Below are 26,588 nucleotides of genomic sequence, written 5' to 3'. Positions count from 1 at the left end.
GAACTACATCTGAGCGGTGGTTGGTGACGTCCCGTTCAGATGGCGCGTATCTTATATAGCGCCTCGTAGCAGGTCAACCCCTTTATTCAAAATTAACTCATTGATTTTTCAGTGTTTATTTTCTCGCCGTTATGGTGTCGCTTAAGTCAGGATTTGTCGTGCCATTGGTTGAGCGCCTACAATTTCGATCCTCGTTGCGAACACGCCTTCAATGAATTCTTTGGTGGAAAGATATGGAATCACGCCCGTTTCAGGTAGTCAGTAAATATGCGCCTGCAGGTGACCAGCCAGCCGCGATTGAAGCGCTGGTAGAAGGTATAGAGGATGGCCTGGCGCACCAGACTCTCCTGGGCGTGACGGGCTCGGGTAAGACATTCACCATGGCCAATGTCATCGAGCGCCTGCAGCGGCCGGCGATCGTTATGGCGCACAACAAGACGCTGGCAGCGCAGTTATATGGGGAATTGAAGGAATTTTTTCCCAAAAATGCGGTGGAGTATTTCGTCTCGTATTACGACTACTACCAGCCAGAGGCCTATGTCCCATCTTCTGATACGTTTATCGAGAAGGACGCGTCGGTCAACGAACATATCGAGCAGATGCGGCTTTCGGCCACCAAAGCGCTGATTGAGCGCAAGGACGTCATCGTGGTGGCCACGGTCTCGGCGATTTACGGCCTTGGCGACCCGGACAAGTACCTGAAAATGGTGTTGCACCTGGATCGCGGCGATATCGTCGACCAGCGCACCATTCTTCGCCGGCTGGCTGAGCTGCAGTATACCCGCAACGATGCCGATTTCCGTCGCGCAACCTACCGCGTGCGCGGGGATATCATCGATATTTATCCGGCCGATTCGGACCTTGAGGCGGTACGCCTATCCCTGTTTGACGAGGAGATCGAAGAGATCACCCTGTTTGATCCGCTGACTGGCGAGGTACTGAAAAAGGTTCCGCGGATCACCATTTTCCCCAAGTCCCACTATGTCACGCCCCGTGAAACCATCGTCAAGGCCATCGATGAGATCAAGGACGAGCTGCAGGACAGGCTGAAGCAACTGCGGGACAACAACAAACTGGTCGAAGCCCAGAGGCTGGAACAGCGCACCCGGTACGATCTGGAAATGATGCAGGAGCTCGGCTACTGCAACGGGGTGGAAAACTATTCCCGCTACCTGTCCGGTCGTGGCCCGGGCCAGCCGCCGCCCACGCTGTTTGATTACCTGCCGGCAGAGGCGCTCCTGTTTATCGATGAGAGTCACGTTACCGTGCCCCAGATTGGCGGCATGTATCGCGGCGACCGCTCGCGCAAGGAGACACTCGTTGAATACGGTTTTCGCCTGCCGTCGGCCCTGGATAACCGGCCACTCAAGTTTGAAGAGTGGGAGAGGTTATCACCGCAAACCATTTTTGTTTCCGCGACTCCCGGGAAGTACGAGGGTGAGCATGCGGGCGCGGTCGTCGAGCAGGTTGTACGGCCTACGGGGCTGGTGGATCCGGTGGTGGAAGTGCGCCCGGCCGGGACTCAGGTGGACGATACCCTGTCTGAAATTCACCGCTGTGTAGATGCAGACCAGCGGGTACTTATCACAGTGCTCACCAAGCGGATGGCGGAGGATCTGACCGATTACCTGCGGGAAAATGGGGTGCGGGTGCGCTATCTGCACTCGGATATCGATACGGTTGAGCGGGTGGAGATTATCCGCGACCTGCGGATAGGAGAATTCGATGTACTGGTCGGGATCAACCTGCTGCGGGAAGGCCTGGATATGCCGGAAGTGTCGCTGGTGGCTATCTTCGATGCCGACAAAGAGGGCTTCCTGCGTTCCGACCGATCCCTGATCCAGACCATCGGGCGTGCCGCGCGTAACCTGGAGGGGCGTGCGATCCTGTACGCAGACCGCATTACAGACTCCATGCGCCGCGCCCTTGATGAGACCGAGCGCCGCCGTGAAAAACAGATGGCGCACAATGTGGAACATGGCATCACCCCGAAGGGCATTCGCAAAAGCGTCGCCGATATTATGGAAGGGGCGATTGCGCCGGGCGTGCCGGCGCGTGGGCGTCGCAAGGTGGCGGAGAAGGGCGGGGATTACCGCGCAGATCAGAAGCCACTGTCGGACAAGCAGCGTTGGGCGAGAATCGAAGAGCTCGAAAAGCAAATGTATAATCACGCCAAGAACCTGGAGTTCGAGGCTGCCGCCAAGTTGCGGGATGAAATTACGCGCCTGAAAGAGCAGAACTGAACCGGGTTGGCTGTTGTTCTTTTGGCCCTGTAACGGGCCTCGTATCTGAGGTAACCCTAATGGTGGAACTGCTTTCTCCTGCCGGCACGCTGAAAAGCATGCGCTACGCATTTGCCTATGGTGCAGATGCGGTTTATGTCGGTCAGCCGCGTTATAGCCTGCGAGTGCGCAACAACGAGTTCAACAAGGTTGAAAACCTCGCGTCGGCGATTGAAGAGGCCCACAGCCTCGGCAAGAAAGTGTATGTCGCCAGTAACGTGGCGCCACACAACGACAAACTGCGCAGCTACATCCGCGATATGGAACCAGTGGTCGCGATGAAGCCGGACGCACTGATCATGTCGGATCCGGGCTTGATCATGCTGGTGCGGGAGCACTTCCCGGATATGCCGGTACACCTGTCGGTACAGGCCAATGCGGTGAACTGGGCCACGGTCAGGTTCTGGCAGCGGCAGGGGCTGGAGCGGGTGATCCTGTCACGGGAGTTGTCCCTCGACGAGATCGAAGAAATCCGCCAGCGCTGCCCGGAAATGGAGCTGGAGGTGTTCGTACACGGTGCTCTGTGCATGGCGTATTCAGGCCGTTGCCTGCTGTCCGGTTACATCAATCATCGTGATTCCAACCAGGGTGCCTGCACCAATGCGTGTCGCTGGGAATACAGTGCGCAGGAAGCAACGGAAACCGAAACTGGCGACCTCGTGGTAAAGCATGTGGAGCCGCAGGGTGGTGAGGCGGTGCCGGTGCACCCCGAGCCGATGCTGCTGCGGGAGAAGAACCGCCCGGATGAGCTGATCCCGGTGTATGAAGATGAGCATGGCACCTACATCATGAATTCCAAGGATTTACGCGCGGTCCAGCACGTAAAGCGCCTGGTGGATATGGGTATTCATTCGCTCAAGATCGAGGGTCGGACCAAATCACACTATTACGTGGCGCGTACGGCGCAGGTTTATCGTCAGGCGATCGATGATGCAGTAGCGGGTCGTGAGTTTGATTTCGGTCTGATGAAAAGTCTCGAGCATCTGGCCAACCGCGGTTATACCGAAGGTTTCTATCGCCGGCACGTACCGAGTGAGTTCCAGAACTACGAAAAAGGCGCATCCAGCAACCTCAACCAGCAGTTTGTGGCTGAGGTCGTATCAGCCGATGGCAACTGGGTCGAGCTGGATGTGAAGAATCGTTTCGAGCGCGGTGACCTGCTGGAGCTGATCACCCCGGAGGGTAACCACCGTTTCCATTTGCAGGATATGCAAAGTTCCACGGGGGAAAACATCGAGGTGGCGCCAGGATCCGGGCATAAAGTACGTATCCCGATGCCGGTGCCGCTGACCGAAGGCTCTGCGCGTTTTGCCATGCTGATGCGGGACGTAAGCTGACCGGGTACATCCTGAAGCCGATGCACTCCCCCGTCCGTGTTGGCGGGTGGGGGAGCTGCTCGCAGTACCGCAAATTCAGGCCGGATCAGTGCGCGTCCGAGAAGGCCAACAGCTCCGCTTCCAGTTCTTTCACTTTTGTATCCACGCCGGTGCGGCGATAGTGAGCCACCAGTCGCTGCAGCGCTTTTTTTACGAATACCGGGCGCACACTTTCATCCTTGCTGAGACCGGTATAACTGTCCAGCAGCAGTGACTCTCCCTGCTCAAGCTGGCCGGTGCGGCTGAGCAATTCGCCGTAAAGACCCTCTGCGGTCAGCGCTAGCCAGGACTCGCTGTTTTGGGAATTCAGCAGGAAGTTATAGGTGGCGTACGCGAGCTGCTGTGCCTCGTCCAGCTCCTCCGCACCAAGCAGCGATTCGGTCAGGTCAAACTTGGTAACCAGCAGGCTGGGGTGCTCGTCCTCAAGAAATTCACTTTTCAGCTGCAGTGACTCCCGCAAAAGCGCAATAGAACGGGCGTAGTTGCCGCTGTCGCCGAGCCAGCGCCCCAGTGTTGCACTGTATGTGGCCACATCCTTGTGGTGTTCGCCCAGCGTTGCGCGGGCGATCTGCAGGGCTTTCTCAACCATCTCCAGGGCTTGCTGTTCCTGTCCGCGGTCGTGTACCAGATAGGCAAGATTGTTATAGGAGCGCGCCACCTTCGGGTGCTCCTCTCCGTAAATCTTCTGCTGCTGATTCAGTGCTTCCCGGTACATGGTTTCGGCCGTTTCGAGCTCCTGCCGGTCGTGATGGAGAAAGGCAAGGTTGTTGTAAATGCCGGCCAGATCCGGGTGTACATCGCCCAGTAGTTTCCTGGACATCGTCAGGGATTCGGTAAACAGATCGCGGGCCTTTTCCAGTTCGCCCTGCCGGTAATACAGTGAGGCGAGGTTGTTGAGGTTCTCGGCCAGATCCGGGTGGATTGAGTCGCGGTATATTTTTCGCCGCAGGTTCAATGCCTGGGTCAGAAGCTTTTCCGCTTCTTCGAGGTTGCCGAGGTCAAAATGGCTCAGCCCCAGCTCTTCCGTGGCATCCGCCACCTCGGGTGTTTCCGGGCCGAAGAACTGTGCGCGCAGGCTCAGTACATCCTGTAATAGCGGCTGCGCCTTTTCGTACTTGCCCATGCGAAAGTACAGCTCGGCAAGACCGGCATAGCTTTCCGCAAGTTCATCCTTTGCCGCACTGCCTTGCAGTAGCTCGATCGATTCGAGATAGAGCTGTTCGGCTCTCGGGTATTCCGCCTGCTCGGTAGCCACGTGCGCGATGCGGTTGAGGCTTTCGGTCAGCTCGGGGGTGGAAATGCCTTCCAGAGCCCGACGGTTCTGCAGGGAGGTCTCAAGCAGGGGAATGGCCTGCTGGTACAGGCCAAGACTGGTGTATACCTCGCCAATGGTACCGGTAAGGGCGGCCTGGATTTCCGGTTGGTTGGCCAGTTCGTTTTCGATCCGGCGCGCCGCCTTGTCGAGGATCTCCCGCGCGGTGATGGTATTGCCCCGCGCTTCCCCGGGATCCGATACGGAGAACAGTTGCACGAGGAAGTCCGTGGTCTGGCGGGCCTTTTCGGCCTCGACGATGGCGATGCGCCGCTGTTCCTCGGCCTCGTTGCGCGCCAGTAAGGCCGCCGCGGCGAGGCCGCTGGTCACGACCATGCCGGCGACGGAGGCGGAGGCGATCAGGGCCATGCGCCGCTGGCGTCGCTGGGCCTCGCGCTGGCGCAGGTCATCGAAGCCGACCCCGAGCAAACCCGCAATCAGCTTCAGCTTGGCGTTTTCCCGTCCATCTTTGCCCGGGCGCACGTCGCTGGCAATTGGCTCGGCTTCATTGCTGGACAGCTCACCGTCTTCACCCAGCTGGTAGCGCACCGCTGCGGGAAAGCATTCTTCCGGGCCGCTGCCATCCCCGGAGGAGGCATAGGGCTCACCGGCTGCGATCAGGCAAAAAATCCTGTGCTCCCCACCCATGCGCTTGAACGCGAGAATTTCTTCATTGACCCAGTGGGATTTGGCGGAAGACGGCGAGCAGATGACGAGCAGAGCTGACGATTGTGCCAGCGCCTGGTTGATGGTGCTGCTCAAGTCGGTGGCGCTGGCGAGCTCATCCCGGTCGCGGAAAACCGGGGCGAGTTTTGCCGGTACTGTACCGGCTTCGGTCTCCAGGCCCACAAGGCGCTTGTGCACTACATAGGTTTCCAGGGACTTGTGCAGCCATTTGGCCCACTTTTCATCGGCGTGGCTATAGCTGATAAATGCCTTGTACTTCGCGTCAGGTAACCTGGGCAACATCGGTGAACTCCTGTTCTGTGTCTTCCTCACGGTCATCGGTCCTGATGACAGTCTCCCCGAGCATGGCGAGCAACGCGGGGATCTGGTGGATATTGTGTCGGTCTTTCTCGCGGTCGGCTTCTGACAGCTCTTCCCAGGGCTTCAGGTCCGGGTGCAGCATGCGTGCATCATCCCGCTTGGGGCCGTAGACATAGCCGCAAAGGAGCTTGTCGGCCATCCAGCGCCGGTGCTCTATTTTCGACAGGATTTCGATCTCCTGTTTGGAGGCGGGCAGGGGGCGCGGCACTGCTGTCGTGCTCATGCTGGTGCGGGCCATTCCCGCGACCCGCAGTTTTACATCCAGGTGCGCGGCGGCGCGCTGGTTGGCCAGTCGCTTGTGGGGTGGCAGATCCTCCCAGGGGATAATGGACTGGTTGTCGCTGAAATCCAGCCCGGCTTCACGCTGACTGGCAACGTACGAGTCGTGAATGGCCCGCGCCAAAGTATCCAGGGAATCATTGACCACAATATCGATGGTGATGGTACTGTCCAGCGTCTCAAAAAATTCGATTGGCTTGCTTGCCGGCAATGCGCGCTTGTCGCGGGTGATGGGCACAAAGTCATCATCGATGACATCCGCAATCCAGGTCTGCTGGTTCAGGCACACGACGAAGTTGAGGGTAGGCAGTGACGCGAAGGTCTGCAGGCGATTCAGTCGCTTGGCCACGAGTATGCTGTCTACGTCCTCATTCAATGCCGAGTAACAAATGTGAAAGTGCTGCTCGGATTGCAGCTTGATCCAGTCATCGGGCAGCAAGCCCATGGGATTTTTGTAGGCGAACTGCAGGGCGACCACTTTTTCAATGTTCGGGTAGCGATGGTAGAAGCTTTCCACCTCGGCCCGGTTTTCGTCATTGCAGATGACGCTGGCGTGCGGGCGTCGAAGATCGGCGTAATGCGCCGTCAGTGCCAGCTGCAGTAACAGCTCCTGAATCAGCGGGCTGAATCCCAGAAACAGGACATTGATCGGGTGATCTTCTGGCGATTGCGGGCGGTAATACAGGTCGGGTGCACAGAGGTTGAAAATATTTCGTGCCACCCCCTCGCGACGATTGAATATCTTTACCTTGAAGTGGTCTTCGATCAGGTTGAAGAAAGGGTGATCCTGAAACAGTTCGTAGAGTTCGGGTGAGTCCACTTCAATATGGCAGCGAATTCCGGAATATCCGGCCGGGAGGCGAGAAGGCTGGGGAGACGATGGGCTGGCTGCGCCGGTTGCGGTGGCCTTGCTGCGCTTGCCGCTGCGCCGCAGATCCCGCACCTGCCGGTGAATATGCTTGGCGATGATGATGTTGGTGTGTTCGTCGCCGGTAAATACAAAAATATCGCGCGCAAGATGCACTCTTGCGCGCGCGAGCATGGCGGGGTCGATGGCATTTCCAAACACCACGATGGCGCCGAGGCTCTTCAGCTCGGCAACCAGTGGGTTATATCGGTTCTGGTCGATGATCACCACATCACAGGCGGATGTCTGCAGATACTCCCGGGCCAGTCGGTAGCCTGTTTCGCCAATGCCAATAACCACGATCAGCGGGTTGCTCTTGAACCGCAGGGTGGCCAGCGCCACATGTTCGCCCACCTGGAGCCATATCGCCTTGACTGCGGCATAGATCAGCAGGAAAGGAGCGATAATCCTGGCAACCTGCAAGTACAGCGGCCAGCCGGGTGTCGCATCCTGGGCATCGAAAATGAACAGCTTGAATGCACTGTAAAATATATCCCAGTACGTAAAGTCCCCACCCTGATCCTCGAAGTGCATGACGTGGTAGTAGCCCACGCACCCCATGACGAAGGTGATGACCGTCAGAACAGAAACGACAGCCCATTCATGCCTTCTGATCCACTGCCCAAAAGTTACCGTTTTTTCTTTGTGCATCCCTGCTTCTCCAGCGTGTCCCGGGGGGCGCGTTTTTTTAGTAACTGCCCCAGGTTTTGCCGAGAACTTTGGAATTGATGTTGTACCAAAGGTGTTTGGCGCGGGACTGAATCTCGCCGCGGTAATTTTCCGTGCAGCCCAGATTCTTGGGGTTGATCAGCGCATCATCTCCCTCAATGAGATTGGCCAGTTCCAGCGCCAGTTCCTGCGCGAAACGGTACTGGCCGCGCCCGTATCTGATGCCCAGTTCAGACAGGGTGCTCGCGAGTGTTCCGTCGGGATCGACGACACATGTGCCACTGGCGGAGTTCTGTGCTTCGACAAAGGTTGCCTGAAGGCTCTGGACTTCACTGGCCACGATATCGATAAACGGATCTGCCGATTTTTGCTGGCCTTTTTTCGGCGGGAGGATGATGTTTTCGTCGACCAGGTAGCGAATTCCCGAGATGAAAAAGGAGTATTCCCGGGTGAGCTGGCGAACGCTTCCGCATCCGTTGGTCATGTCCACGGCCCAGCGGCCTTCCACCACGGCGTCTTCGCCGCTCTTGGTGGCCCAGGCCACCACGGGCTGCAGGTTTCGATCGGCACCGAGGCAGTTGAGGTCGTCGGAAATATTGCTGTATTCCACGGTGTGCTCGATGACCTCATTGGTGAGCTCGATGGTGGAGTCCACATCAATCACCACAATGTTGGGGGCACCGCAGAGGTAACCTGGGATGCGGATGTCTTCGTATTCCGGGTTCAGCTGTTGCAGCGAAAGTGAGTTGTCGCACGCGGGGTCGTAGCCTGGTTCACCCTCCACAGGGCAGGCACTGATCTCGGTGCCACCACAGACTTCCCGCGGATCCGGAAACACTTCGTACTGTTCGCCGATTGCGCCATCCAAAAAGTTGGTCGAAAAAATACGGTGGTTGATGATGGGTGTAATGTTGCAGCCCGATTCCCGGGTGCACTCAGTGGCACTGGCGGTGTTGACTTCGGTTGTGGCGAGACCTACCGGGAACTGGACGCTGCTGATGGTCTGGTACAGGTAATTCCCGAAGCTGTCCCGGGGTGCGGTAAGCACACCGTTTTCGTCCAGCAGGTTCATCTGGATGATCTGGCCGTTGTTGCGCCCGGACAGGTACAGGTCTCCGGCGTAAGTCTGGTAATTGACCCCGGAAACCGTGCGCAGCGTCTTGATCTTGAAGCGGCCGTGGCTGAGCCCGCTGATAAGCGGCGTTGACTGCTTCAATGGGCTGCCGCCACTGGAAACCGGCGACAGGTCGAAGACTTCAATAGCCCCGTCGGTGACACTGACCAGCAGTTTTGAGGTCAGGGGAGCCGGCGCCAGGGCAATACCGGATGGTGTGCCGGACAGGTTGTCCGCGCCGATCAGTGTGGTCGCGGCGCAAGGCGCAGTGCCGCCAATACAGGCTGCATCATATTTCAGGATGGCTGCCGGCTCGGCGGCAGCCACCAGCAAATCGCCGTTCGGAAGTATCAGGCTCTCTTCAACCAGCTGCGCCGATACCAGGGTGCCCGCCTGATCCACCTGGATATCCGGGTCGATCAGGCGCGGTGAGCGCAGGGCCCCCTCACGCAGGTCAAAACTCCAGAGTTTGGCGGAAGTGTTGCCCGGCACAGAATCCAGCACCAGCAGCTGTTTGCCCCGGGTCACGTTCAGGCCATTGGGGCTCGCCGGGCCACTGGGGGCGCTCGCGGTGTTGTACTGGTAGCGGCTGTCGGGGCTCGGGCTGAAGTCGCAGCTGTCGTCAGTGGTGGACGATGGCCAGTTAAAGGCTTTGATCTGCCCTTTTTCATCCGCGACAAAAAGCTTGCGGGCATTTTCGCTGGTGCCTCCGGTGAGGCCGAGTGGATCCAGGTAAAAAGCCAGGGCTACTGGTGAAGTGCCGCCATCAATACTTGCGGATATACGTGGATCCGCCTGGCCATCGCCGTCGAGGTCGTCAAAACAGATACCGAAAACTTTACCGTTGGAGGAGTTTGATCCGGCCACCGCGGGAGCCGCCGTTACCGAGGTCGAGTAGATTCCGAAAATAACGCTAGCAATTGCAAGTGCTGCGCGAGCAGTCACTAAATTCATGTCCATGATCACCGCCGTCCCGTAATTGGGACCGGAAGCATGCGTATCCATGCATACAACGGAACATCAGCAAGATTTTGGAATGCAGCCGGTCGAAAGGTTCTTGTCGTCTATTTAGTTTTATTTGTTGAAAAAGGTGCTGCTTTGGAGGTTGCCTGCGCCAAAAGTCAAAAAAAGGCGCTAAAACTGCGTAATTCCGGAGTTAGTTTGTACTTTAGTCTTAATTGTTTGTCTACGGCCCTCTGCTTACAAACCATTACGCGCGCAGATAACTACTAAAAGGAAGGCAGTTTTGACAGCTGGGCCCGGTTGGTGTCCGGCCAGGACTGGAGGCGGGCGCGCGGTTTGCGCGCCCTTGTCTGTGCTCTTTAGAGGCTGCGCGTCAGCCCTTTTCTGTTCTCGGCGTGGCGGCGGTAATGGGTGCTGGAGAGCGTGCGGCCCGCGTATTTTTCAGTAGCAGCAGGCTGCCCAAAATGATGGCCATTCCAACCAGGTGCATGGAGTTAACAGGTTCGCCAAGAACCAGTGCCGCGCTGATCAGGGTGATGACCGGGCCGCTGGTGCCGATGGCGCCGGTAGTGGCTGAGCCGATCTTGCCGATAGCCGCACTCATCATCAAGGAGGGCAGTACCGTGCACAGGAATGCGACAGTCAGCGCATAGCCGTACACGGGCCAGGGTTGCAGCAGCCGTGCCCAGTGTCCCTGCAGGAGGAAGTGGATTGCGATGGCCGCGCTCGCTGCCAGCATGCTCACGGCGGTGAACTGGCGGCTCCCGAGTTTTTTGATAACCCCTTCGCTGAAGGTGACGTAAACAGCAAATGAAATCGCGCCGGCGAACGTCAGCAGCGCCCCCCAGCTGGTTGCATCAAGCGGAATGGTATCCGGTACCGGCACCCCGGTACTGAAATTGCGATCCTGCCAAAAAATCAGCAGGATCCCGCAATAGGCGCCCAGGATGCACAGCAATTGACGGGGATAAAACGGGCGGCGCAGGAAGGCCCAGCCCATTACCAGTACCAGGGTGGGGTAGAGGTAAAGGATCATGCGCTCGAAGTTGGCGCTGATATAACGCAGCCCGTGCAGGTCCAGATAGCTCGCAAGATAGTAACTGCAGAGCCCGAGCACAATCACCAGTAACAGCGTGCGCTTGTCCAGCGGTTGCCACTGGCTGCGTTGCTGCAGGCTGAAAATAATAGCCAGGTAAAACGGCAGTGCCAGCATCATGCGCAGCAATATAAAAGTTTCCACATCAACGCCGTGGCGATAGGCGAGCTTGATGAAAATGGCTTTGATGGAGAAAAGTGCGGCGGCAACGAAGGCCAGCAAATAGCCGTTCTGCCAGGCTGATCCCGGCTGCGGGGCGGTGTGTTCCACGAAAATCCTTAGGGCGTGAGGGGGAAATCCATTTTTCCGGCGCAGATGATAAGGGTTGTGTGTGCCAGCGCAAGCTGGGCGGGCAGGGCAATGCCCATCATGGCCGGCTTAAGCGGCTGGTCGGTCATTACCAGCTCTGCTGGGATGGCTGGGATGAAAGTGGCCGGTGAGATTTCCGGGTCGTGATAGATCTTGTGGTGGAGGTGGCTGAGTGCGGTCACGCGCTGACCCCTCTTTGTGTCGCACCTGGCGCGAAGCTGTGTTGAAAATGACATCAATTTGATGCGCATGAGGCCAGTTTGACTCTATTTTCGCCGGGATTTGCCGGCAAAATGAGCGTCGCAAAAAAACTCTTTTCGAGTTGTTGAATTACCCGGAGGGCGGTGCTAAAGTTCGCGTCCTCTGCAGCGGGGTGCACACCCGGTTGCCAGTCTTTAGACCCGTAGCTCAGTTGGTTAGAGCGCTGCCTTGACATGGCAGAGGTCAGCAGTTCGAGTCTGCTCGGGTCTACCATTTTCCCGCGAGTTGTTTCCCCCAGGTTGTATCTACTAGGCTGAAATAACTCGCTTCGGGCCCCGGCCCGCCATCACCCATGTGAATCATGCGGTCTTTCGTAGGGATCGCCACTGATAGATAAGGAAGTGCAATGCCTGTTGTCACCCTCCCAGACGGTTCCCGTCGCGAATTCTCCAACCCTGTTTCCGTGTTTGACGTCGCCAATGATATCGGCGCCGGTCTCGCCAAAGCTGCGCTTGCTGGCGTGGTGGACGGAAAAGAGGTGGATACCAGTTTTGTAATCGATCACGACGTAGAGCTCGCGATCGTGACCGACCGCCAGCCGGAAGGGCTGGAAGTCATCCGTCACTCCACCGCGCACCTGCTGGCCCAGGCGGTCAAGCAGCTGTATCCCGGTGCCCAGGTCACTATCGGCCCGGTAATCGAAGACGGCTTCTATTACGATTTCGCCTACGAGCGTCAGTTCACTCCGGAAGATCTCGAGAAGATCGAACAGCGTATGGAAGAACTGGCCAAGCAGGACATCCCGGTCAGTCGCCGTCTGTTGCCGCGCGATGAAGCGGTGAAGTACTTTCGCGAAATGGGCGAGGAGTACAAGGCGGAGATCATCGCCAGTATCCCGACCAACGAAGACATCTCCCTGTATCGCCAGGGCGACTTTGAAGACCTGTGCCGCGGCCCGCACGTGCCGTCCACCGGCAAGCTGAAGGCCTTCAAGCTGACCAAGGTTGCCGGCGCCTACTGGCGTGGCGATGCCAAGAACGAAATGCTGACCCGTGTATACGGTACTGCCTGGGCGAACAAGAAAGAGCTCAAGGCCTACCTGCACCGTATCGAAGAAGCGGAAAAGCGCGACCACCGCAAGCTGGCGAAGAAGTTCGACCTGTTCCATATTCAGGAAGAGGCCCCGGGCATGGTGTTCTGGCACCCCAACGGCTGGACTGTCTACAGCACCGTTGAGCAGTACATGCGCCAGCGCCAGCGCGAGCGCGGCTATAAAGAGATCAAGACCCCGCAGCTGGTGGACTTCTCCCTGTGGCAGAAATCCGGTCACGCCGACAAATTCGGCGACGACATGTTCACCCTGACCAGTGAAGATCGCCAGTTTGCCATCAAGCCCATGAACTGCCCCTGTCACGTACAGGTGTTCAACCAGGGCCTGCGCAGCTACCGCGACCTGCCGCTGCGCCTGGCGGAATTTGGTTCCTGCCACCGCAGCGAGCCCTCCGGCTCCCTGCACGGCCTGATGCGCGTGCGCGGCTTTGTGCAGGATGATGGTCACATCTTCTGTACCGAAGACCAGATCCAGTCTGAAGTATCCGAGTTCATGGACCTGCTGCACGCGGTCTATAAAGACTTTGGCTTCGAAGAGGTGATCTACCGCCTGTCCACCCGCCCTGAGCAGCGCGTCGGTTCCGACGAGAGCTGGGACAAGGCGGAAAAGGCACTGGCCGATGCCCTGAACGCGGCGGATCTGCCGTGGGAAGAGCTGCCGGGCGAGGGCGCCTTCTACGGGCCCAAGATCGAGTTCTCCCTGAAAGACTGTCTCGGCCGTGTATGGCAGTGCGGCACCATTCAGGTGGACTTCTCCATGCCGGGCCGCCTGGATGCGCAGTACGTGGCGGAAGATGGCTCGCGCCAGACCCCGGTCATGCTGCACCGTGCGACTCTCGGGTCGTTCGAGCGCTTCATGGGGATCCTGATCGAACATTACGAAGGTGCCTTCCCCGCGTGGTTGGCGCCGCAGCAGGTGGCGGTGTTGAATATCACCGACCGCCAGGCCGAATATTGCCGAAATCTGCAGGATCAGCTGGGTGCGGAAGGGTTCCGTGCTGCCGCTGACTTGAGAAACGAGAAGATCGGCTTTAAAATCCGCGAGCACACGCTTCAGCGTGTCCCTTATCTGCTGGTCATCGGCGATAAGGAAGTGGAAAACCAGACGGTCGCCGTGCGGACACGCAGCGGTGAGGATCTCGGAACCATGACGTATGAGTCATTCCTTGATCTCCTCCGCGAGGATGTGAATCGCCGCGGCCGTTCGTCTATTGTGGGCGCGCAAGCATAAGCGCCCCCAATGGCATTTTTATTGGGTAACCGGAGACGAGTGTTATTAATCGAGATATGAAAGGACGGTCCAAAAAGGCCCGCATTAACGATCAGATCGAGGCTTCTCAACTGCGACTGATCGGTGCGGATGGTGAGCAGGTAGGTATTGTTTCTCTGGAAGAGGCGCTAGAAGCCGCGCAGAAAGCCAGCCTGGATCTCGTGGAAATTGCTCCGGACTCGGATCCCATAGTCTGTAAGATCATGGACTACGGGAAGCACATTTTTGAGGCCAAAAAGGCCAAAAATGCGGCTAAGAAGAAACAAAAGCAGCAGCAGATCAAGGAAATGAAATTCCGTCCCGGTACTGATATCGGCGACTACAAGATCAAGCTGCGCAACCTGACCCGCTTCCTCGAAGACGGTGACAAGGCCAAGGTTTCCCTCCGCTTCCGCGGTCGTGAAATGGCGCACCAGGAACTGGGCATGGAAATGATGCAGCGCATCGAGAAAGATCTCGAGGAGCTGGGTGTTGTGGAGCAGCGGCCAAAAATGGAAGGTCGCCAGATGATCATGGTCATCGCTCCCAGCAAGAAGAAAAAGTAAGGCGCAGGGTTAACCCTGGGTCTTCTTTTCGGGAAGTGATCGGGCGACGGCTGCCTTCTCACTCCCGTAAGCTGTCCCTTTTTTGGGTCAGCCAATATCAACGTAGGAGCCTGCTTGCGGGCAACCTTTTAATATTTGGAGTACAAAATGCCGAAAGCAAAAGTACACAGTGGCGCTGCCAAGCGCTTCAAAAAGACTGCGTCTGGCTACAAGCACAAGCACGCTAACAAGAGCCACATCCTCACCAAGATGACCACCAAGCGTAAGCGTCAGCTGCGCGGCACCCAGCTTATGAATAAGTCTGATGCCACCCTGGTCGATCGTATGCTGCGCGCCAAGTAATTGGCACCACTGAAGGTTTAAGAGGATAGAGTTATGGCCCGTGTAAAACGTGGTGTAGTGGCGCGTCGTAGTCACAAGAAAATTTTGAAGCAGGCTAAAGGTTACTACGGTGCACGTTCACGTGTATTCCGTGTTGCCAAGCAGGCAGTCATCAAAGCTGGTCAGTACGCTTACCGCGACCGTCGCGTTAAGAAGCGTAACTTCCGCGCACTGTGGATCACGCGTATCAACGCCCAGTCCCGCGCTGAAGGCCTGAGCTACAGCCGACTGATTGCTGGCCTGAAAAAGGCGGATATCGCTCTGGATCGCCGTGTTCTGGCTGATCTGGCGGTATACGATAAAGCCGCTTTTGCTGCCGTAGTTGAAAAAGCCAAGGCAGCCCTGGCAGCTTAATTAGCGCCTGCAGAATGAATCTGCCCCCCGGGGTGGATTTATGCTTTAAAAATAGGGAAGGGCTGTAATGGCTCTTCCCTATTTTTTTATCGAATTTTGGTAAAGTTCCGGCCCGGATATCGCTCCAGTATCACTGGCGGGAATACACGCAACAAGCGAACGCTAAACGCAAATCATCGAAAAGAACGAGAAGGTTTCAATGCAAGACTTGCAGTCCCTCACGGAACAGGCGCTGGCGCTGGTAGGCCAGGCGAACGACCTGGCAGCTCTGGATCAGGTGCGGGTAGATTACCTGGGCAAGAAAGGTCACCTCACCGCGCTTTTGAAAGGCCTCGGCAAGCTGTCGGCCGAAGAGCGCCCGGCAGCAGGGGCCAAGATCAACGAAGCCAAGCAGCAGGTTGAGTCGGCGATCAAGATCCGCCGCGAAGCGATGGAAACCGCCGCGATCGAAGAAAAACTCGCCAGCGAAACCATCGACATCACCCTGGCTGGCCGCGGCGAAGAGCAGGGCAATGCACACCCGATCACCCGCACCCTGCGCCGCATTGAAGAGATCTTCCAGCGCCTGGGCTTCTCCGTCGAACAGGGCCCGGAAGTCGAGGGCGACTACTACAACTTTGAAGCCCTGAACATTCCGGCGCACCACCCGGCGCGCGCCATGCACGACACTTTCTATATCGATCCGTCCACCGTGCTGCGCACCCACACCTCCTCCGTGCAGATCCGCACCATGGAGAACAAGAAGCCGCCACTGCGCATCATCTGCCCGGGCCGCGTATACCGCTGCGACTCCGACGTGACCCACTCGCCGATGTTCCATCAGGTGGAAGGCCTGGTGATCGATGAGGGCGTGAGCTTCGCGCACCTGAAGGGCTGCATCGACCAGTTCCTGAAAGCCTTCTTCGAAGCCGACGTGCCGGTGCGTTTCCGCCCGTCCTACTTCCCGTTCACCGAGCCCTCCGCTGAGGCCGACATCCAGTGCACCAACTGTGGTGGTAATGGCTGCCGCGTGTGCTCCGGCACCGGCTGGCTGGAAATTCTCGGCTGCGGCATGGTGCACCCGAACGTTTTCGCCTCCTGCGATATTGACAGCGAAAAATACTCCGGCTTCGCCTTCGGCCTCGGGGTAGAGCGCATGGCCATGCTGCGCTACGGCGTGAACGACCTGCGCCTGTTCTTCGACAACGACCTGCGCTTCCTCAAGCAGTTCTAACCCGAATCCAATTGGTAGGAGCCTGGCAGTGACCGCCATGGATGGCTGAAATGCAGATTTTGCAGGAGCAAATATCTGCCCGGCGAACAGCGCTCAGCGCGAAACAGAATTCAGAATTAGAGAAAGATTATGAAATTCAGCAATGCCTGGTTGCGGGAGTGGGTAAACCCGAGCCTGACAGCACAAGAGCTGGCCGATCAGATCACCATGGCCGGCCTGGAAGTAGACGCCGTTGAAGCCGTAGCCGGTGAATTCTCTGGCGTGGTGGTAGGCGAGATCGTGGGCTGCGAACAGCACCCGGACGCCGACAAGCTGCGCGTATGTAAAGTGAAGGGCCACCCGGACGGCGAAATGCAGGTCGTGTGTGGCGCACCCAATGCCCGCGTCGGCATCAAGATCCCGTTCGCCACCGTTGGTGCGGTGCTGCCGGGCGACTTCAAAATCAAGAAAGCCAAGCTGCGCGGCGTCGAGAGCTTCGGCATGCTGTGTGCCCAGACCGAACTGGAACTGGGTGACGACAATGACGGTATCTGGGAGCTGCCCGCCGATGCACCCACCGGAACCGACCTGCGCGAATACCTGCAGCTGGACGACAGCACCATCGAGGTCGACCTGACCCCGAACCGTTCCGACTGCCTGGGTGTGGCCGGTATCGCCCGCGAAGTGGGTGTGCTGAACCGCTGCGCGGTACAGGGCCCGGTGGTGGAGCCAGTAGCGGCCAAGATCGAAGACAGCCTGCCGGTATCCCTGATGGCGGAAGAAGCCTGCCCCCGTTACGTGGGCCGCGTAATTCGCAATATCGACATTACCGCCACCACCCCGCTGTGGATGGCCGAGCGCCTGCGCCGCAGCGGTGTGCGCTCCATCGACCCGGTCGTGGATGTCACCAACTACGTACTGCTGGAACTCGGCCAGCCGATGCACGCCTTCGACCTCGACAAGCTGAATGGCGGCATCAAGGTGCGCATGGCAGAGCAGGGCGAGAAGCTGACCCTGCTGGACGCGCAGGAAGTGGAGCTGCAGGCCGGTACCCTGGTCATCGCTGACGACAAGGCGCCGCTGGCCATCGCCGGCATCATGGGCGGCCTGGATTCCTCCGTCACCGAAGGCACCCGCAATATCTTCCTCGAGAGCGCCTTCTTCGCGCCGCTGGCGATTGCCGGCAAGGCCCGTTCCTACGGCCTGCATACCGATTCCTCCCACCGCTTCGAGCGCGGCGTGGACTACCGCCTGCAGGAAAAGGCCATCGAACGCGCCACCCAGCTGCTGCTGGACATCGTCGGCGGTGAGCCGGGCCCGGTACACCTGCGCGAAGCCACCGAAGCCATGCCGGCCGAGCGCCGCATTACCCTGCGCCGCGCGCGGGTGAAGAATGGCCTGGGGATCGATATGGCCGACGACGAGATCGTCGAGATCATTACCCGTCTCGGCCTCGAGAAGCTGTCTGAGAACGCAGAGGGCTGGACCTTCCTGGTGCCGAGCTTCCGCTTCGACATCGCCATCGAGTCCGACCTGCTGGAAGAGCTGGCGCGGGTATACGGCTACAACCGCATCCCCAGCATCAGCCTCACCGCCGCACTGGATATCGTGCCGCGCGAAGAAGCCGACGTGGCCCAGAACCGCCTTGAGCAGACCCTGCTGGCGCGCGGCTACCAGGAAGCGATCACCTTCAGCTTTATCGATCGCGAGTCTTCCGCCAAGTTTGACCCGGAAGCCGAGCCGGTGGCGCTGCAGAACCCGATCAGCAGCGACCTCGCGGTAATGCGTACCACCCTGATGGCGGGTCTGGTCAAGGCGCTGCAGTACAACCTGAACCGCCAGCAGGATCGCGTGCGCCTGTTTGAAACCGGCCTGCGTTTTGTGCCGGCGGCGGAAGGGCTCAAGCAGGAGCGCATGATTGCGGGCCTGATCTACGGCACCCGCCAGCCAGAAGGCTGGGCCGGTACCAAGGATGTGGTGGACTTCTACGACATCAAGGCCGATGTGGAAGCGCTGCTGGCGCACTACGATGCCGAAGCGGAGTTCACCTTCATCGCCGCCAAGCATCCCGCCCTGCACCCGGGCCAGTGCGCTCAGGTACTGCGCAACGGTGAAGAAGTAGGTTTTGTGGGCGCGCTGCACCCGACCCTGCAGAAGACCTACGACCTGCCGAAGGCCGCATTCCTGTTCGAACTGAGCCAGGATGCCCTGGGCCAGTCCTTGCTGCCCGCGTTCAAGCCGCTGTCCAAGTTCCCGGAAGTGCGCCGCGACCTCGCCATCCTGGCGGATGCAGAGACCCCGGTGGGCGATTTGCTCAAGGTCGCGGTTGAAGCAGCCGGCGAATATTTGACGGACTTCAACGTTTTTGACGTCTATCAGGGCAAAGGCATTGATTTTAATAGAAAAAGTGTGGCCATGGGCTTGACCTTTCAGCATCCCTCGCGCACCCTTAACGACGAAGAAATCAATGCCGCAGTCGATGCGGTAGTCCGTGAGTTAGAACAAAAATATAACGCCAGCCTGCGTTAATCCCACCAGACCCTCGGGATGTGCAGGTTGACGAGCGCATCCCGAGAGCGTCTGCTACCGGGTTAAAGCCGCCGCGGTATCAGGCTTACAACCGGAGTCGACGCCTCTGAATCTGTTGGGCAGGAACCAATGACAGAGGCACTGACCAAGGCCGGGCTCGCCGAAAAGCTGTATGAAGAGCTGGGTTTCAACAAGCGTGAAGCGAAAGAAATCGTTGAATATTTCTTCGAGGAAATCCGCAACGCGCTGGAAAATAACGAGCAGGTAAAGCTGTCGGGTTTTGGCAATTTTGACCTGCGTGACAAAAGCCAGCGTCCGGGAAGGAATCCCAAGACTGGCGAAGAAATCCCTATTTCCGCAAGAAGGGTAGTTACCTTCAAGCCGGGACAAAAACTCAAGGCACGAGTAGAAGAAGATGCTGGAAGCGAGTCATAACAGCGAACTCCCGGTAATCCCGGGCAAGCGCTATTTCACCATCGGTGAAGTCAGCGAGCTGTGTGCAGTGAAGCCGCATGTACTGCGCTACTGGGAACAGGAATTCCCGCAGCTCAGCCCGGTAAAGCGCCGTGGAAACCGACGCTATTACCAGCACCAGGACGTCATCCTGATCCGCCAGATCCGCGCACTGCTGTACGAGGAAGGCTACACCATCGGCGGCGCACGCCTGCAGATGGAAACCGGCCCCTCGGAAAAAGTGCAGACGGTACAGTTGCAGCAGGTGATCCCGCAGATGATCGCCGAGCTGGAAGGTGTACTGGAGCTGCTGGAAGCTGACGCCTGATTCAAAAAGTAAAAATTCAGGCTTGCAATCCACCGGTAACCCGGTATTATTTGCGCCTCATCGCCAAGCGATGCCCCTTATAAATCAAGCACTTAGGTGATTTTCACGCAGCTTGATTTCCTCCTGTCGGAGTGTAGCGCAGCCTGGTAGCGCACCACACTGGGGGTGTGGTGGTCGTCGGTTCAAATCCGGCCACTCCGACCATTATTTACGTTGAGTCCTCAACGACTTAAAAGCCCGCCTTGAGCGGGCTTTTTTGTTTATCATGAGTGCCATTTTAGTAGGCTTTTACTCGACTATTACCAGCCCTTGTGCACTGTGTATCAAACGGTTAAATTGATTGTCTTTGTGCATTCTAGGGATTGGATATGCCTCGCGACAGCGATTTTCTGCGTGAAATATTAGTTGCTCATTATCCGGGTATTGAAATTTGGGGTACGGCAAAAGAGTCTGGGCAGCGAGTTGTTTATTTCTGCCGGTTTCGGGATTTTGAGCGTCCGAGGTCTGAAGAAAATGTGTCAGAATTCTGCTGTTGGTCCGATTGGGGCGATGTGGTAGTTAAAGTTGGGGATGGTTCAAACCCATCTGCAGTTGCTAGATCCCAACAAGAAATTTCGGTTCTCAAAGAAATATCTTCACCTTATTACCCGACTCTTTGCCATTTCGAGCTACTTACCTTTGACCCAAGCAAAGATGAACCTTTGTCTCGCAAGCTGTATGTGACAATAGAAGAAAAAATTGTAGGACGCCCATTGTCTGAATGCTTGGATAGCTTTAAGACAGAATCAGCCGTAATAAAATTGCTCATCGATCTCGTCTCTGGTCTAAATGTACTTTGGTCCGGGGGGCAAAAGTACGTACACAGAGATATTAAGCCTGACAATATATTGGTCAGAGATAATGGGGGGATCGTAATTATAGATCTGGGCTTATTGCGGGAGTCTGGGGCAAAAGGGGTCACAGCAACAATAGCTAATATAGGGCCGTGTACACCTGCATTTGCTAGCCCCGAGCAAGCAAAAAATCAAAAGTTAGATATTTCATATAAAAGCGACATGTTCAGCATAGGCGTGCTTGCTTACACTTTGCTCTCTGGTCAGAACCCGTTTGTTACCCGGGATGAAATTTCTTGGGAAGAGGTTCTTGCGAATGTTGTGAGTATCGCTCCACCGCCACTTAATTCTATCGCTAATGTTTCAAATGGACTTTCACTTATCGTCGAAAAACTAATGGAAAAAGAGCCGTATCAGCGTTATAGGCGTCCCGAGCGGCTTTTCAATGATTTAAGGGAATTACTATGACAATAAAGTTGTACCATCAAGTTGGGCATAACGCCAATTGGAACATTGACTCTTATTCCGAGGATGATGTTGGTGATGGCTTGATATTGAGTCCTGTTCATCAACCTATTCACCAAATTGAAAATTTAGATGCTGAGATAAAGCGTACATCATTTTTCGATCCACAGTTTTATTTGCCAAGTTCCCAGAAAAACAAACTCCAAAGCTATGATTTTTTTCCGGAGGTTGTAAGTGGTGGCTTTTCGACCATAGATTTTACTACCCATGCGTTTGATTCGGCAGAGAGGTGTGTAAATTTCCAGCTGCTCCAGGGATTTGATCGTATAGTCATTCCTGCGCGCTATTATGGTCAAATGGTTACTGATTACGAGATTAAGCAGGAAGCATACACTGTTGCTCCCTTTTTGCAGTGTATAAGGGCGTCAAGGGTGGAGCAGCCAGTATACTTGACACTTCCGTTGACCTCTCACATGGTTTTAGATGCGGAATATCGCAATAGGCTTCTTAATTGGATTACCAGCTATCCTGAAATCGAGGGCGTCTATTTATTTATTGATAGTGATAGAGGCCGAAAACAGATTCAGGAGTCCAGCCTAATTTACGAGTCTTTGAGATTTCTAAAAGATCTAAAGCTGGCTGAGCTAGACGTTGTAGTTGGTTATTCAAATACTGAAAGTTTGTTGTATGGTTTGGTGGGCGATGTAAGTATCACTTGTGGCTCATTTGAAAATACACGCATGTTTTCACTAGATAAATTTTTGGTTTCTGATGATGGTCGTAGAGGGCCTAAAGCTAGAGTTTACGTGCCGGGTCTATTGAATTGGATTCAGTTTAGTCAGGCTAGGGAAGTAAATGAGGAAATACCGGGGTTATGGGCTGATATATATCAACCAAGTTGTTATGGTGATGCTGCCTTCTCTGCAGTAACTGAGCCTACATTTAATCAGCCGGGGCTTTATAAAGATTATTTTATAAACTTTTCAAGGCAGGTTGATGAATTGGCATCTCTCGATATTGCAGGCCGCTATGATTTGCTTCGTAATTGGTTAAGGTCTGCTGAACATTACTACTCAGAAATTGAATCAGCGAGAATAGATTTAGAGTTGCACGGCAGTGGTGATCATATCCAACCATGGCTCTCCGCTATTAATAAATATGCGAGAGACTATATTATTTAACTAATAGATTTCTTGTAGTGCCAGCTTTGTTAGGCTGGCACTGGCTTGCCAGGTTGATATCTTAGATTTTGGACTGCGTTGACTTGGGGTCCAAATTATTTCTATTTTTTGATCTGTGGATATTATTTTGAGGCCGATATTTAACCGCTTAAACTCTTCAATATTTCTAATTGCAGCTGGACTATGTTTTTTGTCTAGTAAGACCCATGACTGGTTTGCGTAATCCAAATATCGATAAGCTTGTTTTAATGCTCGCTGCCAGTTTTTGAGCTTAGCTTCGATGGCAACTACTCTATTAGTTGTCATTGTTGGTTGTTTATACTTAATCCATAATTCAGATGTCTTGTTAGATCTTTGACAGTAACCGGCATTTTCGAACTCTTTTAAAATGTTTGTAACTGTGCGTATGGTCGCCCCCGACCTCTCGGCAAGATAGCTTGTAGAGAACTGTTTTCTGTAAGGTAGGCTAAAAAGCGCGAATGCCCAGCGCGGAGAAATCGCTCCTAAACCTGACTGCCTTTTCCAATCCTTTCTAAGGCTAAATAGGACGACATCTGCAATGCCATTGGCACAATCAAATTCTTGGGTCCAGGAGTTGGATTTACTTCTAGATCGTGCAAGGGAGTTCGTATAGGCGGCAACTAAATCTTTTTCGGATTCAAAGAAGTTTTCCATGTTCCTAACCATTAACTCGATAGCTGAATGACGATTGAACGGTTATGAATTCAATGCAAGTCCTTGCAATTCTATGTTTTCCGGGGAAATATCGCAATAAACTCCAGGTAACGAATATCTGTTCCTTGGGCCCACTAAAAACAACACGCACTTATTGGATATATCGAACTCTGAGGTCTACCCATTGGGATCAACATGCTTGATGAGGGTTGAATTTATCAGAAGGGTTTTTGTCGGGTGCCTTTTGGGCGTCAAGTCGGTATTTCCAGGCACAGGGAACTTAAGGAGCTAATAGAAAGGGCACCCACTTACTGATTGTGTCGGGCTCTGAGGTCTTTCCGTTGGTATCTCTACGTAGGATAAGCGTTGTTTTGATCAGAAGGATGTCCGGAGTGTGCTTTTTGCGTCAAAAGGGGCTTTTCAGACGCAGGAAGCATACAGCGTTGCTGTGGTCGACGGTTCGAAAGGGCAAGTGGGCTAAGTAGTTGGCGGTGAAAGGAGGCGCTCGCAGTCTCGAATACCTTGGGCCCAGCGCTTGCCAAGCTTATCGCATGTTCCACGTACAGCTTCGGCGCTTCCCACCAGGCTTTTGAAGCGGCTCTCAAAGTGTCGGTTGAGGTACAGCCAGTGCCTGGGGTCTATCTGTAGGCGCTCGAGGATTGGTGGCAGTTGGCCATCAATAGCTCCGCGCTTACCTTCACGCAGGCAACGGCCGCTCCAGTCCACCAGTTCCAGGTAGTCTTGCAGTTGGAAGGGAATTCCTTCTGGCATCACCTTCCGGGGGATTGCCGGTGAATGGGGTCAGCTCTACGGGGTGTCGATGCTCGCTAGCGGCAGTAAATCGCTTATTGATAAAAGAGTGGTTGATAGGGATCAGCGGTTTCCGGGCAGTATGCTAAGCCAGAAGTTGATTCCCCCTGGCTATTCAGGTCACTACGCGGCTATTTACACTGCGCTTTGAAATCTTCCGGGTCGAGCCAGGCATCCGCACTGGTGCACGGGTCGAACTGCCTGAATACATTGTGAACAGCGTCTGACTCAGAGAATTCAATACAGCGGGCAATGGCGGCTTGTGGGCCTTGCTTGGTTGTGAAGCCATTAGGTTTCCAGCTCTTTAGCAGGGTTCTCACGGTTTCGTACGCTGCGAGATCCACATTTCCTAAATAGACGTTAGCCGACCGATTGGCATCCGCTATCACCGACTCTTCCTTAAAGGAGCTTCCCAGGCAGATCGCAGTGGCATACTTACGGAAGTCTTTTGCCTCCTTGGTATCGTTCTGTTCACCCGAAGCAGTGCCTTGAGCACAGGCGGAGAGCAGGGTGAGGCTCAAAACGAGGAGTGTTTGCTTTTGAGTTCCCATAAATAGGCCTTTTTGGAAATCGGAAAGTAACATTTGTCGGAGCAGGCATTGCCATTCCAGATAGTGGCGTGACCCGATGCGTCACTCCATTGGTCAACTTCAAATACAAGGATACCTTTCAGGGTGGTAAAGGAAATCTCATTGGGATCTTTAAAGGTATGTTCCGGCTCGCCAAAGATTTTTTTCAAATAGGCGATCATCGTTTTAACTTTGTAAATATACCAACGGCCTTGGGCACCGGAAACAGTCTGGCCACTAATATACGGTATCTTAATCCCGTTTTCATTGAGTACATAGCTCATGCGGATTGCGCAGGCATTTTCAAAGCGGCCTTGCCCGCGAGGAACGACATTGATGTTGTAATCGACCTTGCCGCCAATTTTAGTTCCTACGGCAGGTACGGATTTCCCGATATCAGCATATACCTCCTGGAATGATTTCCATGCGTCCTCAATATTTGGGCGCTTCATTACATTTCCTTATGTAGATTTAAAGTGAGGCGGTAAAATTACCACGTCATATGAAAGCTAGTCGCTTGACGCCAGTGCCATTTGAGTTAGATAGGCGTATAAATCATTTTAAGTTTGTTGTAGCCAAACTTGAATAGGAAGATTTTAGGTGGCGGTACTTGTGCGATAAAGTTGGTAAATTTTCGGTAAGAGGGGGTTCCCGCAGGCAGGATCCTGCCTGGGTTGCTAGCACTCAATTATGGCGACCTTGCAGCCGTATTCTGTCCAGCACAAGTCCCATTAAAGGCCGCAACACTCGGGGTGGTACATCACTAAACCTGACACAAGCGGTAATGAATAGGAGAGCGTTCGAGGTGCGCGTTTTTTAGAAAAATAGGTATTTTTAGTCAGAGAAACCTGCGGAGCTGTGGTTGTAGCCGGTATGGAAGGCGGGGGAGGGCTAAGTGTCTTACGGTGGAAGGAGATTTCGCAATCTCGAATGTCGTTTGCCAAATAGTGCAAAGGTTCACCAGATGAAGCTCAACAACGTTCCTGTTAAACAAGCTGCAAAGAAGCAACCACAACAAAGGATAAGTCGAACTGCAACTAGCGTCTGGGAACCTTTTACCTATTTAGAAATATATCGTCTGAGTTAAACGGCATTATTGGACATGGTAAGAACCATTGAAGTCATAGTCGCTCGCGCCACTGGTGTTCACTTCTATCCAATAATCCATCTTTATTCCGCTCGGGATTGTCAGGGTAAAAGATATTTGGGGCGAATGTGAGTTCGGAGTCTGGCAGCTCTCGAGGATTGGAAACCCTCGATCATCGGCCTCCTTACTGAGAATGCAAATAGGAAATGCCTGGGCGTCGAAATCTATTGGAATGATTCCGCTGATGTTTATGAGCAACTGCCGGTCATTGGCGTCGCTACTAAAAGAAAGGGCGTGGTAAGAGACATTTCTGGGTTTTAGGGAGGTGCTATATTGCAGTGCGCCATAGCCAAGGGTATGGTTTCCCTCGCCCACTGAAATGTCAAAATTTCCGTTAGGCGCGGTAACCACTGATCGATTTGCCCATGCGGCATTGGCGCGATTACCCCAGAAGGTCCGCATGCCCCTGGCATCCTTGGTTGTAATGGTTCGCCATGCATATCTCTCTTTTGTGTTGTTTTCGCCCTTATCTTTGGTTTTATACGACATCGTTGAGTAACAAGAATCATCGCTTGTGACATAGCGCGTAAGATTGCGCAAAACATTATCAGTGTGCGGAGAATCCGGGCACGCTGCATCGGTACGATCATGTTCTTCGCGCGCTCCAAGGACATGCCCCAGTTCGTGGGTAAAATAGCCTTGTGCATCAATGCAGTTTGAGTCGTTGCTGTCGGCACACCAATCGCAATAAGCCCCTTTGTTCACGTCACAAACATAGATTGTTGCATGGTCTCCGTCATGGCTTGTTTTCATGTCCTGTGAATTTGTACCGTTGTTAGTAATCTTGACGTAATACCCGGTGAGTCCGCTAATGTTCTTGCATGAATTATTTCGATAATTCAGCTTCACGGTGTTGCCCATGTGGGAATTCCATTCATCCAGAGCGTGCTGGAGTGCTCCATCGGTTGAATAGTGCGTAGGGCCCCAGTCCCCTGTTTTCGGTTTGTTATTTACGTTCTGCCAGCATACATCTACAGATACTTTACCTGCCTGACGGCCCCAATCGAATCCTGGGTGTGATTGGAAAAAGTCATCCACATAGGGCTTTCTTATGACTAAAGCATTGGTTGTAAGGGACGTTAAGGTTGCAGCTATGGCAATCAAGGTGTGATAGATAATAGTTTTTTGTCGTAAAAAGTTTTTCATTTTTGGTTTCGTCTCATCTGGTTTTTATTGAGGTTGAAGTATCGG

23 protein-coding genes and 2 tRNA genes are annotated in these 26,588 nt (G+C 54.8%); 15 read left to right on the top strand and 10 right to left on the bottom strand.

The features are described from left to right. Positions 1 to 233: 233 nt before the first annotated feature. A complete protein-coding gene (uvrB, locus tag ACNKU7_RS04675; RefSeq protein ID WP_418295805.1) occupies positions 234 to 2,243 on the top strand; it encodes an excinuclease ABC subunit UvrB in 2,010 nt (669 codons plus the stop codon). A 59-nt stretch (positions 2,244 to 2,302) separates the two neighbouring features. After that, a complete protein-coding gene (trhP, locus tag ACNKU7_RS04670; RefSeq protein ID WP_418295804.1) occupies positions 2,303 to 3,619 on the top strand; it encodes a prephenate-dependent tRNA uridine(34) hydroxylase TrhP in 1,317 nt (438 codons plus the stop codon). An 85-nt stretch (positions 3,620 to 3,704) separates the two neighbouring features. Here trhP and ACNKU7_RS04665 read toward each other — a convergent pair whose 3' ends face one another. From ACNKU7_RS04665 to ACNKU7_RS04655, 3 genes are read right to left on the bottom strand one after another with little or no spacing between them, the layout of a single operon-like run. Continuing rightward, complete coding sequence (locus ACNKU7_RS04665) at positions 3,705 to 5,939, bottom strand: tetratricopeptide repeat protein (protein WP_418295803.1); 2,235 nt, start codon at positions 5,937 to 5,939, stop codon at positions 3,705 to 3,707. Further along, positions 5,920 to 7,854 carry an NAD-binding protein gene (locus tag ACNKU7_RS04660; protein WP_418295802.1) on the bottom strand — a complete coding sequence of 645 codons (1,935 nt, stop codon included), beginning with the start codon at positions 7,852 to 7,854 and terminating at the stop codon, positions 5,920 to 5,922. Before ACNKU7_RS04660 ends, ACNKU7_RS04665 begins: the two co-directional genes overlap by 20 nt. Before the next feature lie 37 nt (positions 7,855 to 7,891). Beyond that, positions 7,892 to 9,946: a hypothetical protein gene (locus ACNKU7_RS04655; RefSeq protein ID WP_418295801.1), complete on the bottom strand. Its 2,055-nt coding sequence runs from the start codon at positions 9,944 to 9,946 to the stop codon at positions 7,892 to 7,894. Between the two features lie 33 nt (positions 9,947 to 9,979). Between ACNKU7_RS04655 and ACNKU7_RS04650 the strand changes: the two genes are divergently transcribed. Next, positions 9,980 to 10,219: a hypothetical protein gene (locus ACNKU7_RS04650; protein ID WP_418295800.1), complete on the top strand. Its 240-nt coding sequence runs from the start codon at positions 9,980 to 9,982 to the stop codon at positions 10,217 to 10,219. Between the two features lie 103 nt (positions 10,220 to 10,322). On the opposite strand, the gene ACNKU7_RS04645 is transcribed toward ACNKU7_RS04650, so the two are convergent. After that, positions 10,323 to 11,315, bottom strand: a complete 993-nt coding sequence (locus ACNKU7_RS04645; RefSeq protein WP_418295799.1) for a DMT family transporter — start codon at positions 11,313 to 11,315, stop codon at positions 10,323 to 10,325. Positions 11,316 to 11,323: 8 nt separating this feature from the next. Next, positions 11,324 to 11,536: a hypothetical protein gene (locus ACNKU7_RS04640; protein WP_418295798.1), complete on the bottom strand. Its 213-nt coding sequence runs from the start codon at positions 11,534 to 11,536 to the stop codon at positions 11,324 to 11,326. Positions 11,537 to 11,751: 215 nt separating this feature from the next. Here ACNKU7_RS04640 and ACNKU7_RS04635 point away from each other — a divergent pair. The 12 genes from ACNKU7_RS04635 (at position 11,752) to ACNKU7_RS04580 (ending at position 22,196) form a co-directional block, all read left to right on the top strand. Beyond that, a tRNA-Val gene (locus ACNKU7_RS04635) sits at positions 11,752 to 11,828 on the top strand. 133 nt (positions 11,829 to 11,961) lie between these two features. Further along, positions 11,962 to 13,896, top strand: coding sequence for a threonine--tRNA ligase (gene thrS / locus ACNKU7_RS04630; RefSeq protein WP_418295797.1), 1,935 nt, complete (start codon positions 11,962 to 11,964; stop codon positions 13,894 to 13,896). A 56-nt stretch (positions 13,897 to 13,952) separates the two neighbouring features. Further along, positions 13,953 to 14,480 carry a translation initiation factor IF-3 gene (gene infC, locus ACNKU7_RS04625; RefSeq protein ID WP_418295796.1) on the top strand — a complete coding sequence of 176 codons (528 nt, stop codon included), beginning with the start codon at positions 13,953 to 13,955 and terminating at the stop codon, positions 14,478 to 14,480. A 147-nt stretch (positions 14,481 to 14,627) separates the two neighbouring features. Further along, positions 14,628 to 14,822: a 50S ribosomal protein L35 gene (rpmI, locus tag ACNKU7_RS04620; RefSeq protein ID WP_248215837.1), complete on the top strand. Its 195-nt coding sequence runs from the start codon at positions 14,628 to 14,630 to the stop codon at positions 14,820 to 14,822. 33 nt (positions 14,823 to 14,855) lie between these two features. Continuing rightward, the gene (gene rplT, locus ACNKU7_RS04615; protein ID WP_010131381.1) at positions 14,856 to 15,215 is read left to right on the top strand and encodes a 50S ribosomal protein L20; all 360 of its coding nucleotides are present in this window, start codon (positions 14,856 to 14,858) and stop codon (positions 15,213 to 15,215) included. A 199-nt stretch (positions 15,216 to 15,414) separates the two neighbouring features. Next, positions 15,415 to 16,428, top strand: a complete 1,014-nt coding sequence (gene pheS / locus ACNKU7_RS04610; protein ID WP_418295795.1) for a phenylalanine--tRNA ligase subunit alpha — start codon at positions 15,415 to 15,417, stop codon at positions 16,426 to 16,428. Positions 16,429 to 16,557: 129 nt separating this feature from the next. Beyond that, a complete protein-coding gene (pheT, locus tag ACNKU7_RS04605; RefSeq protein WP_418295794.1) occupies positions 16,558 to 18,936 on the top strand; it encodes a phenylalanine--tRNA ligase subunit beta in 2,379 nt (792 codons plus the stop codon). Positions 18,937 to 19,065: 129 nt separating this feature from the next. Continuing rightward, positions 19,066 to 19,371: an integration host factor subunit alpha gene (gene ihfA, locus ACNKU7_RS04600; RefSeq protein ID WP_043315900.1), complete on the top strand. Its 306-nt coding sequence runs from the start codon at positions 19,066 to 19,068 to the stop codon at positions 19,369 to 19,371. Then, positions 19,352 to 19,717, top strand: a complete 366-nt coding sequence (locus tag ACNKU7_RS04595; RefSeq protein ID WP_418295793.1) for a MerR family transcriptional regulator — start codon at positions 19,352 to 19,354, stop codon at positions 19,715 to 19,717. The genes ihfA and ACNKU7_RS04595 overlap by 20 nt, the downstream gene beginning before the upstream one ends. Positions 19,718 to 19,844: 127 nt before the next feature. After that, positions 19,845 to 19,921: transfer RNA gene (locus ACNKU7_RS04590), tRNA-Pro, on the top strand. A 164-nt stretch (positions 19,922 to 20,085) separates the two neighbouring features. Further along, complete coding sequence (locus ACNKU7_RS04585) at positions 20,086 to 21,018, top strand: serine/threonine-protein kinase (protein ID WP_418295792.1); 933 nt, start codon at positions 20,086 to 20,088, stop codon at positions 21,016 to 21,018. Continuing rightward, positions 21,015 to 22,196 (top strand): hypothetical protein, encoded by a 1,182-nt coding sequence (locus ACNKU7_RS04580; protein WP_418295791.1) that lies wholly within the window; start codon positions 21,015 to 21,017, stop codon positions 22,194 to 22,196. The genes ACNKU7_RS04585 and ACNKU7_RS04580 overlap by 4 nt, the downstream gene beginning before the upstream one ends. Here ACNKU7_RS04580 and ACNKU7_RS04575 read toward each other — a convergent pair whose 3' ends face one another. From ACNKU7_RS04575 to ACNKU7_RS04555, 5 genes are all read right to left on the bottom strand, one after another. Further along, positions 22,197 to 22,871, bottom strand: a complete 675-nt coding sequence (locus ACNKU7_RS04575) for a hypothetical protein (RefSeq protein ID WP_418295790.1) — start codon at positions 22,869 to 22,871, stop codon at positions 22,197 to 22,199. A gap of 477 nt (positions 22,872 to 23,348) precedes the next feature. Then, positions 23,349 to 23,642 (bottom strand): hypothetical protein, encoded by a 294-nt coding sequence (locus tag ACNKU7_RS04570; protein WP_418295789.1) that lies wholly within the window; start codon positions 23,640 to 23,642, stop codon positions 23,349 to 23,351. Between the two features lie 170 nt (positions 23,643 to 23,812). Further along, complete coding sequence (locus ACNKU7_RS04565) at positions 23,813 to 24,202, bottom strand: hypothetical protein (protein WP_418295788.1); 390 nt, start codon at positions 24,200 to 24,202, stop codon at positions 23,813 to 23,815. Continuing rightward, positions 24,199 to 24,702 carry a type VI secretion system amidase effector protein Tae4 gene (locus tag ACNKU7_RS04560; RefSeq protein WP_418295787.1) on the bottom strand — a complete coding sequence of 168 codons (504 nt, stop codon included), beginning with the start codon at positions 24,700 to 24,702 and terminating at the stop codon, positions 24,199 to 24,201. Before ACNKU7_RS04560 ends, ACNKU7_RS04565 begins: the two co-directional genes overlap by 4 nt. A gap of 641 nt (positions 24,703 to 25,343) precedes the next feature. Beyond that, a complete protein-coding gene (locus tag ACNKU7_RS04555) occupies positions 25,344 to 26,543 on the bottom strand; it encodes a zinc metalloprotease (RefSeq protein WP_418295786.1) in 1,200 nt (399 codons plus the stop codon). Positions 26,544 to 26,588: the final 45 nt, after the last annotated feature.

Source organism: Microbulbifer weihaiensis (assembly GCF_048323715.1).
Classification (GTDB): domain Bacteria; phylum Pseudomonadota; class Gammaproteobacteria; order Pseudomonadales; family Cellvibrionaceae; genus Microbulbifer.
Note: the sequence above shows the minus strand (reverse complement) of the source record. Positions and strands in the feature narration are given on the sequence as shown.

What these genes read in the sequence shown, in the direction of transcription:
- ACNKU7_RS04660 (WP_418295802.1), bottom strand. Translation starts at nt 7,854, where the DNA reads ATGCACAAAGAAAAAACGGTAACTTTTGGGCAGTGGATCAGAAGGCAT.
- ACNKU7_RS04555 (WP_418295786.1), bottom strand. Translation starts at nt 26,543, where the DNA reads ATGAAAAACTTTTTACGACAAAAAACTATTATCTATCACACCTTGATT.
- ACNKU7_RS04570 (WP_418295789.1), bottom strand. Translation starts at nt 23,642, where the DNA reads ATGCCAGAAGGAATTCCCTTCCAACTGCAAGACTACCTGGAACTGGTG.
- ACNKU7_RS04580 (WP_418295791.1), top strand. Translation starts at nt 21,015, where the DNA reads ATGACAATAAAGTTGTACCATCAAGTTGGGCATAACGCCAATTGGAAC.
- ACNKU7_RS04595 (WP_418295793.1), top strand. Translation starts at nt 19,352, where the DNA reads ATGCTGGAAGCGAGTCATAACAGCGAACTCCCGGTAATCCCGGGCAAG.
- ACNKU7_RS04665 (WP_418295803.1), bottom strand. Translation starts at nt 5,939, where the DNA reads ATGTTGCCCAGGTTACCTGACGCGAAGTACAAGGCATTTATCAGCTAT.
- uvrB (WP_418295805.1), top strand. Translation starts at nt 234, where the DNA reads ATGGAATCACGCCCGTTTCAGGTAGTCAGTAAATATGCGCCTGCAGGT.
- rplT (WP_010131381.1), top strand. Translation starts at nt 14,856, where the DNA reads ATGGCCCGTGTAAAACGTGGTGTAGTGGCGCGTCGTAGTCACAAGAAA.
- pheT (WP_418295794.1), top strand. Translation starts at nt 16,558, where the DNA reads ATGAAATTCAGCAATGCCTGGTTGCGGGAGTGGGTAAACCCGAGCCTG.
- ACNKU7_RS04575 (WP_418295790.1), bottom strand. Translation starts at nt 22,871, where the DNA reads ATGGAAAACTTCTTTGAATCCGAAAAAGATTTAGTTGCCGCCTATACG.
- pheS (WP_418295795.1), top strand. Translation starts at nt 15,415, where the DNA reads ATGCAAGACTTGCAGTCCCTCACGGAACAGGCGCTGGCGCTGGTAGGC.
- ACNKU7_RS04655 (WP_418295801.1), bottom strand. Translation starts at nt 9,946, where the DNA reads ATGGACATGAATTTAGTGACTGCTCGCGCAGCACTTGCAATTGCTAGC.
- trhP (WP_418295804.1), top strand. Translation starts at nt 2,303, where the DNA reads ATGGTGGAACTGCTTTCTCCTGCCGGCACGCTGAAAAGCATGCGCTAC.
- infC (WP_418295796.1), top strand. Translation starts at nt 13,953, where the DNA reads ATGAAAGGACGGTCCAAAAAGGCCCGCATTAACGATCAGATCGAGGCT.
- ihfA (WP_043315900.1), top strand. Translation starts at nt 19,066, where the DNA reads ATGACAGAGGCACTGACCAAGGCCGGGCTCGCCGAAAAGCTGTATGAA.
- ACNKU7_RS04560 (WP_418295787.1), bottom strand. Translation starts at nt 24,702, where the DNA reads ATGAAGCGCCCAAATATTGAGGACGCATGGAAATCATTCCAGGAGGTA.
- ACNKU7_RS04585 (WP_418295792.1), top strand. Translation starts at nt 20,086, where the DNA reads ATGCCTCGCGACAGCGATTTTCTGCGTGAAATATTAGTTGCTCATTAT.
- thrS (WP_418295797.1), top strand. Translation starts at nt 11,962, where the DNA reads ATGCCTGTTGTCACCCTCCCAGACGGTTCCCGTCGCGAATTCTCCAAC.
- rpmI (WP_248215837.1), top strand. Translation starts at nt 14,628, where the DNA reads ATGCCGAAAGCAAAAGTACACAGTGGCGCTGCCAAGCGCTTCAAAAAG.
- ACNKU7_RS04650 (WP_418295800.1), top strand. Translation starts at nt 9,980, where the DNA reads ATGCGTATCCATGCATACAACGGAACATCAGCAAGATTTTGGAATGCA.